Origin of the sequence: Arthrobacter sp. CDRTa11 (genome assembly GCF_026427775.1) — a bacterium.
Taxonomy (GTDB): Bacteria; Actinomycetota; Actinomycetes; order Actinomycetales; family Micrococcaceae; genus Arthrobacter.
Map to the genome: position 1 here is coordinate 130,422 of NZ_CP044532.1, position 14,172 is coordinate 144,593.

General features: G+C 64.0%; 11 protein-coding genes. 7 read left to right on the top strand and 4 right to left on the bottom strand.

Annotated elements, in window-relative coordinates; all coding sequences use genetic code 11:
• Positions 1-13 precede the first annotated feature (13 nt).
• Positions 14-1,294 carry a glycoside hydrolase family 27 protein gene (locus F8G81_RS00585; RefSeq protein WP_267277112.1) on the top strand — a complete coding sequence of 427 codons (1,281 nt, stop codon included), beginning with the start codon at positions 14-16 and terminating at the stop codon, positions 1,292-1,294.
• A 75-nt stretch (positions 1,295-1,369) separates the two neighbouring features.
• Here F8G81_RS00585 and F8G81_RS00590 read toward each other — a convergent pair whose 3' ends face one another.
• Positions 1,370-2,233, bottom strand: a complete 864-nt coding sequence (locus tag F8G81_RS00590) for a pentapeptide repeat-containing protein (protein ID WP_416377157.1) — start codon at positions 2,231-2,233, stop codon at positions 1,370-1,372.
• Between the two features lie 275 nt (positions 2,234-2,508).
• Here F8G81_RS00590 and F8G81_RS00595 point away from each other — a divergent pair, with 275 nt between their 5' ends.
• The 3 genes from F8G81_RS00595 (at position 2,509) to F8G81_RS00605 (ending at position 6,237) form a co-directional block, all read left to right on the top strand.
• Positions 2,509-3,231, top strand: a complete 723-nt coding sequence (locus tag F8G81_RS00595) for a TetR/AcrR family transcriptional regulator (protein ID WP_416377085.1) — start codon at positions 2,509-2,511, stop codon at positions 3,229-3,231.
• 1 nt (position 3,232) lies between these two features.
• Positions 3,233-5,764 (top strand): MMPL family transporter, encoded by a 2,532-nt coding sequence (locus F8G81_RS00600; RefSeq protein ID WP_267277114.1) that lies wholly within the window; start codon positions 3,233-3,235, stop codon positions 5,762-5,764.
• Positions 5,765-5,850: 86 nt separating this feature from the next.
• Positions 5,851-6,237: a hypothetical protein gene (locus F8G81_RS00605; RefSeq protein WP_323809227.1), complete on the top strand. Its 387-nt coding sequence runs from the start codon at positions 5,851-5,853 to the stop codon at positions 6,235-6,237.
• 58 nt (positions 6,238-6,295) lie between these two features.
• Here the strand turns inward: F8G81_RS00605 and F8G81_RS00610 are convergent, their stop codons facing one another.
• The 3 genes from F8G81_RS00610 to F8G81_RS00620 form a co-directional block, all read right to left on the bottom strand.
• Positions 6,296-8,215 carry an alpha-amylase family protein gene (locus F8G81_RS00610; RefSeq protein WP_267277115.1) on the bottom strand — a complete coding sequence of 640 codons (1,920 nt, stop codon included), beginning with the start codon at positions 8,213-8,215 and terminating at the stop codon, positions 6,296-6,298.
• Between the two features lie 14 nt (positions 8,216-8,229).
• Positions 8,230-8,934, bottom strand: coding sequence for an alpha/beta fold hydrolase (locus tag F8G81_RS00615; RefSeq protein ID WP_267277116.1), 705 nt, complete (start codon positions 8,932-8,934; stop codon positions 8,230-8,232).
• A gap of 85 nt (positions 8,935-9,019) precedes the next feature.
• On the bottom strand, positions 9,020-10,528 hold the full coding sequence (locus tag F8G81_RS00620) for a glycoside hydrolase family 43 protein (RefSeq protein ID WP_267277117.1): 1,509 nt from the start codon (positions 10,526-10,528) through the stop codon (positions 9,020-9,022).
• Positions 10,529-10,838: 310 nt separating this feature from the next.
• Between F8G81_RS00620 and F8G81_RS00625 the strand changes: the two genes are divergently transcribed.
• From F8G81_RS00625 to F8G81_RS00635, 3 genes are all read left to right on the top strand, one after another.
• Positions 10,839-12,170 (top strand): ABC transporter substrate-binding protein, encoded by a 1,332-nt coding sequence (locus F8G81_RS00625; protein WP_267277118.1) that lies wholly within the window; start codon positions 10,839-10,841, stop codon positions 12,168-12,170.
• Between the two features lie 133 nt (positions 12,171-12,303).
• The gene (locus F8G81_RS00630; RefSeq protein WP_267277119.1) at positions 12,304-13,206 is read left to right on the top strand and encodes a carbohydrate ABC transporter permease; all 903 of its coding nucleotides are present in this window, start codon (positions 12,304-12,306) and stop codon (positions 13,204-13,206) included.
• A gap of 11 nt (positions 13,207-13,217) precedes the next feature.
• The gene (locus tag F8G81_RS00635; RefSeq protein ID WP_267277120.1) at positions 13,218-14,171 is read left to right on the top strand and encodes a carbohydrate ABC transporter permease; all 954 of its coding nucleotides are present in this window, start codon (positions 13,218-13,220) and stop codon (positions 14,169-14,171) included.
• The last annotated feature ends 1 nt before the right edge of the window (position 14,172 follow it).

The following is a 14,172-nucleotide window of genomic DNA, read 5'->3' on the forward strand; positions in this document are numbered from 1 at the left end:
GTAAATTGTCCCGATGACACTCGCTCAGACACCGCCCATGGGCTGGAACAGTTGGGACTGCTACGGCACCACGGTCACTGAGGAGGAGGTGCTGGCCAACGCTTCCTTTATGGCTGAACACCTGCTGCCCTATGGCTGGGAGACGGTGGTTGTGGACATCCAGTGGTACGAACCCGCAGCCCGCGTAGGCGGCTATAACGATGGTGCCGCCCTGGAACTCGACGCCTTCGGACGGCAGCTTCCTGCCGTGAACAGGTTCCCCTCAGCCGCTGACGGAGTTGGCTTTAAGGACCTTGCGGACAGGATCCACGGCCTGGGCCTCAAATTCGGCGTACACATCATGCGCGGCATTCCGCGGCAGGCAGTCAGGGACCGTCTTCCAGTGGAAGGCACTGATTTCACTGCTGACCAGGCTGCCGACCAATCCTCCGTCTGTGATTGGAATACGGACAACTTCGGGCTGAATCACCAGCACCCGGGTGCCCAGGCCTACTACGACTCCCAGCTGCGCCTCTTTGCCGCCTGGGGCGTGGACTTCGTCAAGGCTGACGACATGCTGGGTCCCTACTACGCGGACGAGATAGCGGCCTATCGGCTCGCCATCTCGCGTTCTGGGCGGGAAATCGCCCTGAGCCTGTCGCCAGGCCGCGCGCTGTCCCTGGCCCACCTGGAACACCTGCGCTCCAACTCCCAGATGTGGCGGGTGTCCGATGACCTCTGGGATGTCTGGGAGGACGTGGAGGCGCAGTTCGCCAGGATGGCCCGCTGGGCACCCCACCAGCGCGCAGGCGCCTGGGCAGATGCCGACATGCTGCCCGTGGGCAGGATTGCACTCAGGGCCGAGCGCGGTGCCGAGCGGCTGAGCCGGCTGACCATGGATGAACAGCGGACCATGATGACCCTCTGGTGTGTGTCGCGGTCGCCGCTGATGCTGGGCTGCGACCTGCCGTCCTCGCCCCCGGAAACGCTTGAGCTCCTCACCAACCGTGACCTCCTCGACGTCCTGAACGCCAGCCGCGCCAACCGCGAACTGCTGCGCGACGGCGATCTTGTCCTGTGGGCAGCGGAAGGCACGACGTCGGAGGACCGTTTTGTGGCGGTCTTCAACACCGGGACAGGGGACTTGGTCCGCTCGCTTCCGCTGGGTGACCTTGGTTTGGCCTCCGCATCATGGAAGGCGCGCGAGGCCTGGAGCGGCAACGATGCCGTGCTCGGCCTGAAGGATGACTTGCCGGCGCTGGACGTGAAGCTGCCCGGCCATGGCTCACAGCTCTTCCGCTTCACAGCGGAGTAGGCGCGAACGGACACTTAAGCCCCGGGGCTTAAGTGTCCGTTCGCGCGTCACCCGGCGTTAGGGAGAGCTCCCGGTTTAGCCAACCAGCCAGTGCGACGGCGGCGAAAGGCGCGGCGGGAGGACTGTAGCACTGCTGCCCATGGCTGAGTTGAGTTGCGGCTGGGTGAGGAACAGCGCTGCGGAGAGGTCGGCGCCGTCGAGCCTTGCATCCCGCAGGTCGGCCCCCAACAGGTCCACGCCGGCGAGGTCGGCACCCCGGAGGTCGGCGCCAATCAGGTAAGCGCCACGGAGATCCGCGCCGCAGAGCCGGCGCTGGCGGAGGTTGGCTCCCATCAGGTCCGCACCCGGCTGCAGGTCCGGATCAAGGTGCCCGCCGCCGTCGGCAAAGTAGGCCGCCCGCACCTCTTCGCTGATCTCCATCAGGGTTCCCCTGACTTCGCCGTGAAGGCCCTCAATATCGCAGCTGAGGAGCCCGGGGACGGTACCCCCGGCAATCGCATCGATCCTCCCGGCCAGTTCCTTCGCGTCCTCCGCGGCGTAGGAGTCGAACGTTCTTGCCTGGGCCTCGGCAAGGTGCCACAGCATTTCGTGCAGCTGCCTCATGGATTTGAACGCGGCGAACATGACATGTTGCGAGTCCGGGTTATCCCGCCAGCTGATGCCGCCGAAAAGCCGCTGCGAGACGGCCTGCCCCGCCCCAAAGCAGTCAAAGACCGTGCAGCCGGAAAAACCCCTGGGCCGGAGGCGGTCGTGAATGGTGCACGAAAAGTCCTGGCCCAGGTTCCGGCAGGGTGTGCCCGCGGGCTTGTCGATGGCGAAGTCCGCGGAGCGGGTGAAGCCGAAGGCTGTGCAGCACAGCGCGAAGCAATTGCCACAGTCAGGGCGCAGCTGGCCCAGGTCAAGGGTGGGGGTGATGCGGTTCTGGGGTGTAGGTGTGATGTTCAAGGATTCTCCCGAAGATGATTTCCGTCAGTGTGCTGGGGAGGAGGGAACTCGTGGACGAGTTCCCCTTTCGGGCACACGGAATCACCGCTCCAGCGAGCGTCCGGCAAAGGCTGCGGAGGCTCTGGGTCACGGAAAACGGGTCACAGAGAAGAAATAAGAATCACTGAAACTGAGAATACCCCTTCAACGGGCAGGTGTGGATCTGCCAGTCAGCAGGACGTTCGAACAAGTCTTGCCCGGAGTGCAAGTTTGCACGTAGTGTAGCTATCGTGACTTCTGATACAACCACACCAGCCGAGGCGGCAGTTCCCCAGCTGTCCCGGCGGGAACTCAACAAGGCAGCAACCCGCCAGGCAATTACAGATGCCACCATGGATCTTGTCCGGCAAAAAGGCCTGGGCAACTTCACGGTGGAGGACATCGCCGATGCCGCCGGCGTCTCCCGCCGCACCTTCTTCAACTACTACGCCAGCACCGAGGCGGCGATCGGAAACGTCACCCACGGTTTCCTGGACGTAGCGCTCCAGCAGTTCCGGCTGCGCCCGGCGGGTGAACCGGTGATCGTCTCGGCCAGGGAAGCCCTGATGGCCCTTGCCGATCCCATGGCCGTGGCGCCCGTTGCCGAGCTCTTCAGCCTGATTCAGCAGAACCAGCAGCTCGCCCGTACGGAGCTCGAAGCGTGGGACCACTGCGCCGGGCAGATTATTGAGGCGGCGCGTGAGCGCATTGCCGGGGACACCGGCGTCGAACTGGATGAGCTGTACCTCCGGGCGCTGGCAGGCTCGGTGATTTCCTGCGGCAAGGCCGCCGTGGAAGTCTGGTTTGCCCGCTGCGGCGCTGACCTCTCCGAGGCCTCCATGGCCACGCTTCGGCAGCTGATGATCGATTCCATGGATCTGCTGGCCTGCGGCTTCGGCACCACGCCAGACACCTCACAGACTCCCCAGGCTGCTGAAACCCCGGCATCCGCACTTCCCACAGATCGGCACTGACATGGCCTTACTCCTTTACCGCCTGGGCAAGTTTTCCTACCGCCACCGCTGGCTGGTGGTCTCGGCGTGGCTCGCCGTCCTCGTCGCCGTCGGCGGCTCGGCAGCCGCCTTCCACGGCACCATGTCCAACAACTTCCAGATCCCCGGGACTGAAACCCAGCAGATGCTGGACAAGCTGAAGGCGGACCTTCCGGCTTCCTCGGGCGGCACCGCCGGAATCGTTTTCGAGGCCGACGGCGATGGGTTCAGCCAGGAGGGCAAGGCCGCCGTGACGGCCGCGCTGGCCAAGCTCGGCACCCTGCCCGACGTCCAGGGAACAGTGGATCCGTTCGCCACCCAGGCCCAGCTTGACCAGGGAGCAGCGGACCTGGCCGCGGGCGAGCAGAAAGCTGCGGCCGGGAAGGCGCAGCTGGACAAGTCCGCCGCAGATCTCGCTGCGGGAGCTGCCCAGCTGGCCCAGGCTGAACAGCAGATGAAGGCTGCCGGGCTTCCCGACGCTGCCATCGAGGCCCAGCTGGGCCAGCAGAAAGCGGCGATTGCCGCCGGCCAGCAGCAGCTCGACGCCGGGCGGAAGGAGCTCGAGGCGGGCACCGCTGAGCTGGAACTCGGCAAACGCCGGATCGCGGCTTCCGAAGGCATGCGCTTTGTCTCCGAGGATGGGAAGGCAGCACTCGCCCAGGTGCAGTTCAAGACGTCCATCAATGCGATCGATCCGGCTGTCCGTAAAGAAGTCCAGGAGATCGCCCAGGAAGTATCGTCGGCAGGCGTCACGTCCTACGCCAGCAAAGAGATCACCGAGGATGTTTCCGACTTGTTCGGAATTTCCGAGATCCTCGGCATCGCCATTGCAGCCCTGGTGCTGATCGTCATGCTGGGCACCCTGATTGCCGCCGGCTTGCCGCTCCTGATGGCAGTGGTGGGAGTCGCCGTGGGCGTGGGCGGCACGTTCGCCCTCACCAGCGTGGTGGACATGAGTTCCATTTCACCCATGTTGGCCCTCATGCTGGGCCTTGCCGTGGGCATCGATTACTCCCTCTTCATCGTGAACCGGCACCGGAACCAGCTGCTGGCGGGGATGGATGCGGAGGAGTCCGCCGCCCTGGCCACCGGCACGTCCGGCAACGCCGTACTGTTCGCCGGACTCACCGTCATCATCGCGCTCGCGGCCCTGGTGGTGCCCGGCCTCCCCTTCCTGGCGGTGATGGGCCTTTCTGCCGCGGCCACAGTGGCAGTCGCCGTCGTGGTTGCCCTGACCCTCACGCCGGCGGTCCTGTCACTCGTGGGCCGGCGCCTGATTTCCCGGCGCAAATGGGCGAAGGCCGAAGCGCACAATGCTGCACCCGGCCACGAAGAAGCAGACCGTACCAAGGAAGAGCGCCGGAGCAGCCATGGCTGGGGTGGCCTGGTCACCCGCCATCCCATCCTGGCCCTCCTGGCCGGCGTGGTGCTGCTGGGTGTGCTGGCCCTGCCGGCCAGCCAGCTCCGGCTGGCACTGCCCGACGGCGGCTCGGAACCCGTGGACTCCCAGGCCTACAAGGCGTACGACGCCACCAAGCGCAGCTTCGGCGAGGGCATGACCGGCCCCATCGTGGTGGTGGGGGAGTTCCCTGCCGGCCTGAGCGAAGCCGAAGCGGTGTCAAAACAGTACGACGTGGCCGACATCCTGCGGGGTGTGGACAACGTCACTGCGGCCGTCCCGGTTGCCCTCAGCGAGGACCGACGCACGGCCGTCTTCCAGGTCATCCCCCGGGAAGGCCCCGCCAGCGCGAGCACCGTCCAGGTGGTCTCCGAACTGCGTGCCAGGAACGCCGAAATCAAGGACTCCACGGGCGTTACCGTCGGCCTCACCGGGCAGACCGCCGGCAACATCGACGTCTCCACAAAACTGGGCGACGCCCTGCCCCCCTACCTGGCGATCGTCGTCGGGCTCTCCCTGATCCTCCTGCTCCTGGTGTTCCGCTCTATCGTGGTGCCGCTGCTGGCCACGGGCGGATTCCTGCTGTCCCTGGCGGCTGCGTTCGGCGCCGTCGTGGCCGTCTACCAGTGGGGCTGGCTGGGTACGGTGTTTGACGTTCCCAACCCCGGCGCGGTGCTCAGCTTCCTGCCCATCATCCTGATCGGCGTGCTGTTCGGCCTGGCCATGGACTACCAGGTGTTCATCACCTCGGGCATGCGGGAGTCCTACATGCACGGCGAAACCGCCAAACACGCCGTGCGGACAGGTTTCAGCCACGCCGCCGCAGTGGTCACCGCCGCGGCCATCATCATGGTCAGCGTCTTTTCCGGGTTCGTCTTCAGCCACCTGACCATGGTGCGACCGCTCGGTTTTGCCATGGCGTTCGGCGTCCTGGTGGATGCCTTTGTGGTTCGCATGACCATTGTTCCTGCCGTCATGTACCTGCTCGGCGAAAAGGCCTGGTGGCTGCCCGCGTGGCTGGACCGCATCCTGCCCGATGTTGACGTGGAGGGCGCGAAACTCCGGGCGGACGAACCAGCCGCGAACCTGAGGGAAAAAGAGGGTTCAGTACATTAGGCTGGCGCCGGGATGCCCGTTGGCCGTACTCAGCCCTGCGTACCCGCATGATTACCCGCCGGAGTGCATAACAGGATGGATTCTTGATGCCGTTGGATCAGCTTGCCGCGATGGTTGCGTGTGTTGTCCTGGGTGGCCTGGCAGTCTTCCAGGCCGCCCTGGTTGCAGGGGCTCCGCTGGGGAGAATGGCATGGGGAGGGCAGCACGAAGTGCTCCCCGTCCGGCTCAGGGCAGGCAGCGCGGTGTCCATTGGGCTGTACGCACTTTTTGCCTACGCGGCCCTGGCCAAAGCCGGCCTGGGCCCGCCCCTGGTCAACGAATCCTTCACCTCGGTTTTTTCCTGGGTGCTGACGGGCTACTTCGCCCTGGGCGTGGTGATGAACGGCATCTCCCGGAGCAAGCCGGAACGCCTCGTCATGACCCCGACGGCACTGTTGCTCGCAGCGTTGTACCTGGCGCTTTCGCTTAACTGACGCTTTCCCAACACCGACGCCGCATTGGTGACCTGCTTTCCCTGAGTGGGCAACCCTTCTAGGACTGTTGCCAGTTCACCGGCACCACTCGGAGCCAGGTGTACTCCAGCCCCCGGAGGACTATTCCGTTATTGAGGTTTACGGTGTTACCGGAAAGAATGTCCACGGCCTCCGGTGCGAAGCCTGAGAGTGTTCCGGCCTGGATGATCTGGGGATGTTCACTGAAGTTGGCAAGGGCGAGTATCAGCGTTCCCTCGCCGGGCCGCTGGTAGCCCAGCACGGCCGGCGTCTTTGTGTCGAACGGAATAAGGCGGGTGCCTGCCAGTTCGGGGGCACTGGCCCGGGCATCCGTCATTCTGCGGAGGCCTGCGAAGATGGCGCCCTCGGGGGTGGACGGGTCATGGCGGCGTGCGTAGCGTTCCGCCGGAAAGTGGGGCCGGTGTACCCAGCGGCTGTCGGCTTCGTGACCTTCCTCCGCGGCGTATTCGTAGTCGTTGAGCTGGCCCACCTCGTCGCCCAGGTACAGCAGGGGTATGCCGCCGGTGCTGAACGCCACCGAGTGGGCCAGCAGGATCCTGTCCACCGCCTGGACCGAATCATCCTCCAGGCCGCAGAGCGAGGCAGTTGTTCCCGAGATGCGGCAGTCGCCGGTGTTGGGGTTGTCCTGGAACGGCACACCGCGCGCGAAGCTGCCCGGAAAGCGGTTGACGTAGAAGGAGTTCAGGAACCGGCGATGGTCGAAGCCGTTGATCCCGAGCTCTGCAGCGTCCTCATCGCCGAACGTCCAGCCGATGTCGTCGTGGCTCCGGACATAATTCACCCAGGACGTCCCCGGCGGAATGTTGTGGCGGCGCTCCAGGGCCTGGGACAGCAGCGAGACGTTCCGGGTGGCCATCGACTCCCAGATGAGCGCCATTTGAAGGGGGTTGTAGGAGAGCTGGCATTCGGCCGGATCGATGTACAGGGCCACCTCGTCCGGATGGACAATGGCTTCGGATTTGAAGAGCAGTGACGGGGCGGCCAGCCGGCAGACTGCGTTGAAGGCCCGCAGCAGGGTATGTGCCTCCGGCTGGTTTTCGCAGGGTGTCCCCAGCTTCTTCCAGATGAAGGCGACGGCGTCCATCCGCAGGATACTGATGCCCTGGTTGGCGAGGAAAAGCATCTCGGCTGCCATCGCCCGGAACACTTCAGGGTTCGAATAGTTCAGGTCCCATTGGTAGGTGTGGAACGTGGCCCAGACCCACCTGCCGTCCGGCATCTGCACGAACGAGCCAGGGTGGTCTTCCGGGAAGATCTCCCGCACATTCTGCTCGAAGGCGTCCGGCATTCTCCGGTCAGGGAAAATCCAGTAGTAGTCGCTGAAGTCCGTATCGCCGTCGGCAGCCTTTCGGGCCCACTCGTGCTCGTTTGACGTGTGGTTGAAGACGAAGTCGACAACCAGCCTGATGCCGTTGGCACGCAGTTCGGCGGCAAGCCCGCGCAGCTGTTGCATGGTTCCGAGCCGCGGATTGACCTGCCGGTAACTGGACACCGCGTAGCCGCCGTCGGACAGCGGTTCGGGTGCCAGGAAAAGCGGCATGAGGTGCAGGTAGGTAAGGCCCAGTTCCTTGAAGTAGGGGATGCGGGCACGGACGCCCTCAAGGTCGGCGGCGTACCGGTCCACGTAGCAGACCCCGCCGAGCACGCGGTTGGACTCGAACCAGCCGCCGTCGCTTTCGGCGTCCTGGATCTTCAGTTCTGCCGCCCTTTCCTGCCAGGACCGGGCTGCCTCAACCGCAAGGGAAATTAGCTGGTCCTGGAAGTCAGGCCGTGAGCCGTAGAGTGCGTGGAACAGGCGCGCCAGGTTGGGGAAATGGACGTGGAAGCGCCGTTCGAAATCAGCCCAGTCCCTGTCGCCTGGACGGATGCCGGCCTTCTCTGCGACGGCGGTGAGCACCTTCGCGCTGTCGAAGTGATCTGCGGTTGCCGGTTCAGGCATGGGTTTTTGCTCCTTCACGCTCTGCGGTCCACCGCTGCCAGGATTGCCTGGCCCAGTTCCGCAGGTTTGGTGAACTGGGGCCAGTGCCCGGTGGGAAGGTCCACGTACTCCACGTCCCGGATACGGGCCAGCTCCGCCACGTAGGGATGGCCGGCGTCGATCCACTCCTGAAGCAGTGAGGAAGGAAACTCGCAGGCGATCACGGTGGCGGGGACGTCATACCGGCGGACGTCGTGCAGGTGCTGCTGATCGAACGCCACGCCCTTGGGCTGCGGGATGGCGCGGGCCCGGAATTGGGCACGAAGGTCCTCGGTGAGGTCCGTGAGATCGGCGTCTTCGAAACCTTCCCAGGGCGGCAGGGGAATCTGGTCGCCCTCCGCCGGCAGCTCATCGTTGATGACGCCGCCCTCGCCCAGGGGGCCGCTGTCCACGTAGATGGCGCGCTCCACCCGGTCCGGCCGCGCATCAACCACCCCGTGGATGATGGCGCCGCCGCCGGAGTGGCCCACCAGCACCACTTTTCCTTCCAGCCCGTCCACGGCCCTCACGACGGCGTCGATGTGGTCACGCAGGCCAATTCCGGCGCGCGGGGCGTCTGCAGACTCGAGGCCGGGGAGGGTGAGCGGATGGGGCGTGTGCCCTACCGCCTCCAAGGGCGGCGTCACCTCCGCCCACGACGAGGCGTCCAACCAGAAACCGGGTACCAGGATGATGTCCATGACGAAAAACCCTACCCGGCCCCCGGCACAGCGTTAAGCCCCCACGCTGTGCCGCCCCAGGGACTAAACCCGGAGGTTAAGGGCTTTACCGCACGGAAAGTCCGACGGCGTCGGTGGTCACCGAGCCGTGGGCGTTGCGGAAAACGGCGCGCACCAGAAGATCCGGCTTTAGGGAGTCGTCCTCCGTGGAAGCGGCCGCCAACTCGAGGGTGGAACTGTACGTGCCCTCGTCCGTCCGCTTGGTGATGGGCTGGGATTCAAGCTGCGCCCAGGTGGCCCCGCCGTCGGAGGACGTCTCCCAGACAGCTACCGGGCCCGGCGTCCCGGTGGCTGTGGCGGCGAACACGGCCTTCTTCCCGGCGTCCACGGATACCGGCTTCGGCTGCTTCTGTACCGCCGGGAGCTCCACGGTCTGGTCAAAAGCGGGCCAGCCGTCCACCCAGTTGATCTTCTGCAGTCCCAGTGTGGGAAAGTACGGGATGTCCTGGTTGGACCCGTCGTAGTAGTGGAACGCCAGGTAGTCGCCAAAAACCGACTGTCCGCCCGGGCCCGTGATTGCACCGTGCGAATCCAGCACCACGGACCCGCCGCCGCCGAACATGTCGCGGCCGTCCTTGTCCAGGTAGGGGCCCTTCACCGACGTGGAGCGGCCCACCGCCACTTTGTAGGTGGAGTCCGCGCCCCGGCAGCAGGAATCGAAGGAGACAATCAGGTAGTAGTAGCCGCCGTGCCGGGTGATGTACGGGGCCTCCACGGGGTTGCCCGGCATAAAGCGGTCCGCGATATTGACGGTCTTGGACTGCCAGTCGGCCACAGGCTTGCCGGTGGGCCACTCGATGGGCACCAGGAAGATCCCGTACCAGAACGAGCCGATGGCCATATAGGGGGTGCCGTCCGCATCTTCGATGATGCCGGCGTCGATCGCGTTGAACGTCTTGCCGGGGTTGTTCGGATCCAGCCCCATGGCGGGGGAGGAGACCACCAGGCCCTGGTCCACCCACTCGTAGCTGGGGTCGTTGGGGTCAAGAGTGGTGTTGGTGGCCAGGGCGGTCAAAGAGTTGTTCCCGCCAAAGCGCGACGCCGAGTAGTACAGGTAGTAGGTTCCGTTGTGTTCGGTGATTTCCGGCGCCCACAGGTTGCCCGGCAGCTCGCCGTCGGCGAAGTGCTCATCAATCCACGCCGGAATCTTGTCCCAGACCGTGCCGCTGTACTCCCACGTGGTTCCCTGGTCCGAGGAGGACCAGATCTGGATGGTCCCGCCGTTCTCCCTGTTCAGCAGTCCGGTGGAATAGACGTACCACGTGCCGTCGTCGGCGATGATCAGCGCGGGATCGTGGATTGGCGAGGTCTGGCCCACCACCGTTTTGCCGCCTGGCAGGTCGGCCTGCTGCTTCTGCGCTCCAGCCTGCTTCTGCGCCCCGGCCTGCTTCTGCTCAGCAGCCAGCAGCTGTTCTATTGCCGGCCTCTGTTCTATCGCTGGTCTGTGTTCAATGGCTGCGCCCGCGGCCGGCGGCAGTGCCGCCGCTGTCAGCGCGATGCCAAAAGCCGCTGCCAATCCCGCTGCGCGCGTTGTCCAAGATCGTGACTTCGTCATCACGTGGTCCTTCCAAAAAGGGTGGTTGGGGGATAAGTCGACGACGGTAGCGGGGATGCGCCCGACCGAAAAGTTGCAACGTTGTAACGAGAAATATGGCACGCGCCGGCAGGGGCGTCAAGGGAACGGGCCGCACGGTCAAAAAGAAAACGCCGCGCCCCCTTGACGTTCTTTACATCGTTGTGTGAAAGTTCTTACAACGTTGCAAAAACAGTCCCGGATGCCTGTCCGCCGCCTCACCGCTGCCAGCGGGACTGAGTCTGACCAGCAAGCATTCTTGATCCATTTACCCAACCGGAAGGACCACGTGATGACGAAGTCACGTCCCATGGCCGCTGCCTTGGCGCTTTTGACCGCAACAGGCCTGATGCTCGGCGGATGCTCTGCCCCAACAGGCGGGGATGCCGGCGAAAAGAAACTGACCTTTATGTTCCGTGGGGGTGAGGACGAAAAGAAGGCCTACGAAAAGGCCGTAGCGCAGTTTGAAACGGACAACAACGTGGACGTGGACATCATCGTCACCACCGCGGACCAGTACGCCACCAAACTGAAGGCTGCCATCGCCGGCAAGCAGGTCCCGGATGTCTTCTACATCGGCCCCGGCGACGTTCAGGCGTACGTGCAGAACGGCATCGTCAAGGACATCACCGAGTACGTGGAGAAGTCCGACACCATCGACCTGGAGAACATCTGGGAGTACGGCGTCGACAGCTACCGCTACGACGGAAAGCGGGTGGGCGAAGGCGCTATCTACGCCCTCCCCAAGGATGTTGGACCGTTCTCCTTCGGCTACAACAAGACCATGCTGGAAAAGGCGGGCATCCCGCTTCCGGACAAGGACAAGCCGTACACCTTCGACGAATTCGTGGCCGCGGCCAAGAAGCTGACCGCGGACACCAACGGGGACGGCGCCATGGACCAGTGGGGCACCGGCCTGAACGTCCAGTGGAACCTGCAGCCTTTTGTCTGGTCCAACGGCGGCGACTGGCTCAACGAGGACCGCACCAAGGTCACGGTGGACACGCCGGAGTTCGCCGAATCCCTCCAGTGGTTTGCTGACCTGCAGAACGTCCACGGCGTGACGCCGTCCGTTGCCGAGGCACAGACCCTGGACACGTACCAGCGCTGGATGAAGGGCGAAATCGGCTTCTTCCCGATCGCTCCGTGGGACCTCTCCACCTACCAGAAGCTGGGCTTTGAATGGGATGTCATCCCGTACCCGGCCGGCGACACCGGCAAGACCGCCAGCTGGATCGGAACGCTGGGCGTGGCTGTGTCTGAGAGCACCAAGCACCCGGAGGAGGCCGTCAAGCTGGTGGAATACCTGACGGCCAACAAGGAAGCCCAGCAGAGCCTGGTGGATGCCGGTATCCAGATCCCCAACCTGAAGGACATGGCTGAGACCTGGGCCGCCGACACCACCACCAAGCCCGCCAACAAGGCCGAGTTCCTGCAGATCGTGAAGGACTATGGGCGGGCCCTGCCGGGCGGCAACACCTTCAACGCCGAGTGGTACGACGAACTCTTCACCAACATCCAGCCCGTGCTGGACGGCAAGCAGACCGCTGCCGACTACCTGAAGGAAGCCCAGCCGCGGATGCAGGAATTCCTGGACGCAGCCAACCAGCAGGCCGGCAGCTAACCCCCACACCAGGTGTCGCGGCTGCACCGGAAGGCAGCCGCGGCACCGTTCCACCCGTCTTTTGAAGTGCTGCCCTTTTACCGGGCAGCACCGTCCCGAATCAAAGCAGTCCCGAATCAAAGAGGATCCAGCGATGTCATCAACCATCACGCGCCGCTCGCGGCTTCACCGGAAGGAACACCAGGCCGCGCTTGTCTTTGTTGCCATACCGGTGATCGGGTTCCTCCTCTTTACGCTTTTCCCCTTGCTTTTCTCCGTCTATGCCTCCTTCACGAACTGGAACGGGATCTCCGCGCCGGTGTTCAAGGGCCTGGACAACTACACCAAGATGTTTGGTGACCGGTACTTCCTGAAGTCGCTGTGGAACACCGTCTTTATGATGATCGGCATCCCCGTTGGCCTGGTCATTTCGCTGGCGCTGGCACTGGCCATGAACCGAAAAATGCGCGGCACCACGATCTTCCGCACGGTCTACTACCTGCCGGTGATCTCCTCCATCGCGGCCGTGGCCATCCTGTGGCAGTGGGCCTTCAATGGCGATTTCGGCCTCATCAACCAGGGGCTGGGCCTGCTGGGGATCGACGGCCCCAACTGGCTGCAGGACACCGCCACCGTGAAGCCTGCCCTGATCATCATGGCGGTGTGGAAGGGGCTGGGGTATTCGATGCTGCTTTACCTGGCCGCCCTCCAATCGGTGCCCCGCTACCTGTATGAGGCCGCCGCCCTGGACGGCGCCTCCGCCTGGCAGCAGTTCCGCCACATCACCATTCCCATGGTCCGGCCGGTCACTTTCTTCCTTATCGTCACCAGCATCATTGGCGGTTCCCAGATCTTCGTGGAAATCAACATCATGACCCCCACCGGCGGCCCGGAGTTCGAGTCCGCTTCCATCGTCTGGTACATCTGGCAAAAAGCGTTCGACAACCTCCAGATGGGCTACGCCTCGGCCATGTCCGTGGTCCTGGGGCTGCTGGTCTTCATCATCACCTTTATCCAGTTCCGGCTTAACCGCCGCAACCAGTTTTCGATCGATTGAGGCAGGCAGCCATGTCCGCGCAGAATGTCATCACCACCCCTCCACTGGAAACCACCGAGCCGATCCCCGGCCACCGGCGGGACAGAACCGGCAACCAGCCGCACCGTGCAAAAGATGGCCAGCATTCGACCAAAAACGGGCTCAGGCTGGGCAACATCCTGACCACCCTGATCCTCAGCGTGGGCGCCATCATCATGATCGCGCCGCTCGCCTGGACCTTTTCCACGTCGCTGAAAACCAAAGATGGCGTGTTCGAGCTTCCGCCGCAGTGGATTCCGGACCCGTTCGTCTGGGAAAACTACGCGCGCATCTGGACGGCCGGGCCGCTCCTCACCGGCATCCAGAACAGCCTGATCGTGGCATGCTCAGTCACCATCATCGGTTCCCTGACCTCCGCGCTTGCGGCCTTCGCGTTCGCCAAGATGCGGATGCCCTTTAAGAACGTCCTTTTCCTGGGCCTGCTGTCCGGCCTGATGATCCCGTTCCCCACACTGATGATTCCGCAGTTCACCATCTTCGCCAGCATCGGCTGGGTGGACACCCTGCTGCCGCTGATCGTGCCCGGGCTGTTCGGCAACATCATCATGATCTTCTTCCTGCGGCAGTTCCTGAACAGCGTGCCGGATTCCATCGTGGAGGCGGCAAGGATCGACGGCGCCTCCTACCTGCAGATCTTCTGGACCCTGATCATGCCCGCCATCCGTCCTGCGCTGGCGGCCCAGTTCATCCTCTGGTTCATGGCCATGTGGAATGACTACCTGGCGCCGATCATCTACCTCAACTCACCGGGCACGCAGACCCTCCAGTTGGTGATCGCCAACTTCAATGCCCAGTACGCCATCCAGACCGACTACCCCCTGATCATGGCGGCATCGTTCATCGCACTGCTGCCAGTCCTGATCGTTTTCATCGTCTTCCAGCGCCAGATCATCGAATCAATCGCCCTCTCGGGATCCAAGGGCTGAC

Bases quoted from the DNA above. Each gene is read 5' to 3' on its own strand.
- F8G81_RS00600 (WP_267277114.1), top strand. From the start codon at position 3,233: ATGGCCTTACTCCTTTACCGCCTGGGCAAGTTTTCCTACCGCCACCGC.
- F8G81_RS00635 (WP_267277120.1), top strand. From the start codon at position 13,218: ATGTCCGCGCAGAATGTCATCACCACCCCTCCACTGGAAACCACCGAG.
- F8G81_RS00605 (WP_323809227.1), top strand. From the start codon at position 5,851: ATGCCGTTGGATCAGCTTGCCGCGATGGTTGCGTGTGTTGTCCTGGGT.
- F8G81_RS00630 (WP_267277119.1), top strand. From the start codon at position 12,304: ATGTCATCAACCATCACGCGCCGCTCGCGGCTTCACCGGAAGGAACAC.
- F8G81_RS00625 (WP_267277118.1), top strand. From the start codon at position 10,839: ATGACGAAGTCACGTCCCATGGCCGCTGCCTTGGCGCTTTTGACCGCA.
- F8G81_RS00615 (WP_267277116.1), bottom strand. From the start codon at position 8,934: ATGGACATCATCCTGGTACCCGGTTTCTGGTTGGACGCCTCGTCGTGG.
- F8G81_RS00585 (WP_267277112.1), top strand. From the start codon at position 14: ATGACACTCGCTCAGACACCGCCCATGGGCTGGAACAGTTGGGACTGC.
- F8G81_RS00620 (WP_267277117.1), bottom strand. From the start codon at position 10,528: ATGACGAAGTCACGATCTTGGACAACGCGCGCAGCGGGATTGGCAGCG.
- F8G81_RS00610 (WP_267277115.1), bottom strand. From the start codon at position 8,215: ATGCCTGAACCGGCAACCGCAGATCACTTCGACAGCGCGAAGGTGCTC.